2 protein-coding genes are annotated in these 1135 nt (G+C 45.4%); both read right to left on the reverse strand.

Annotation, left to right across the window (positions count from 1 at the left end):
- Positions 1–50: 50 nt before the first annotated feature.
- Positions 51–398, reverse strand: a complete 348-nt coding sequence (locus ACCQ08_RS25985; protein ID WP_000679427.1) for a quaternary ammonium compound efflux SMR transporter QacE delta 1 — start codon at positions 396–398, stop codon at positions 51–53.
- Positions 399–589: 191 nt separating this feature from the next.
- On the reverse strand, positions 590–1063 hold the full coding sequence (gene dfrA1 / locus ACCQ08_RS25990; protein ID WP_071846295.1) for a trimethoprim-resistant dihydrofolate reductase DfrA1: 474 nt from the start codon (positions 1061–1063) through the stop codon (positions 590–592).
- Between the last annotated feature and the right edge of the window lie 72 nt (positions 1064–1135).

Below are 1135 nucleotides of genomic sequence, written 5' to 3' on the forward strand. Positions count from 1 at the left end.
GCTCTCATCGAAGAAGGAGTCCTCGGTGAGATTCAGAATGCCGAACACCGTCACCATGGCGTCGGCCTCCGCAGCGACTTCCACGATGGGGATCGGGCGAGCAAAAAGGCAGCAATTATGAGCCCCATACCTACAAAGCCCCACGCATCAAGCTTTTGCCCATGAAGCAACCAGGCAATGGCTGTAATTATGACGACGCCGAGTCCCGACCAGACTGCATAAGCAACACCGACAGGGATGGATTTCAGAACCAGAGAAAGAAAATAAAATGCGATGCCATAACCGATTATGACAACGGCGGAAGGGGCAAGCTTAGTAAAGCCCTCGCTAGATTTTAATGCGGATGTTGCGATTACTTCGCCAACTATTGCGATAACAAGAAAAAGCCAGCCTTTCATGATATATCTCCCAATTTGTGTAGGGCTTATTATGCACGCTTAAAAATAATAAAAGCAGACTTGACCTGATAGTTTGGCTGTGAGCAATTATGTGCTTAGTGCATCTAACGCCTGGCACAGCGGATCGCAAACCTGGCGCGGCTTTTGGTACAAAAGGCGTGACAGGTTTGCGAATCCGTTGCTGCCACTTGTTAACCCTTTTTCCAGATTTGGTAACTATAATTTATGTTAGAGGCGAAGTCTTGGGTAAAAACTGGCCTAAAATTGCTGGGGATTTCAGGAAAGTAAACATCACCTTCCGGCTCGATGTCTATTGTAGATATATGTAGTGTATCTACTTGATCGATCAGGCTTTTGTATATCTCCCCACCACCTGAAACAATGACATGATCCGTTATTTTCTTTAGGTTGGTTAAAGCATCTTTAATTGATGGAAAGATCAATACGTTCTCATTGTCAGATGTAAAACTTGAACGTGTTACGACCGCATACTTTCGGTTGGGTAATGCTCCCATTGATTCAAAAGTCTTGCGTCCAACCAACAGCCATTGGTTATAGGTAATAGCTTTAAACAGGAGCTGTTCACCTTTGGCACTCCATGGAATATCAGGGCCATTCCCGATAACTCCATTCTTCGATATAGCTACCATTAGTGATAGTTTCACAATTCTTCCTCAGAGGTTAACGTAGAAGTAACCGGCGCTGCGCGGCTTTATCGCGCTGCGTCCGAGTTGACT

The sequence above is a fragment of the Comamonas sp. SY3 genome (assembly GCF_041730275.1).
Taxonomy (GTDB): domain Bacteria; phylum Pseudomonadota; class Gammaproteobacteria; order Burkholderiales; family Burkholderiaceae_C; genus Comamonas; species Comamonas sediminis.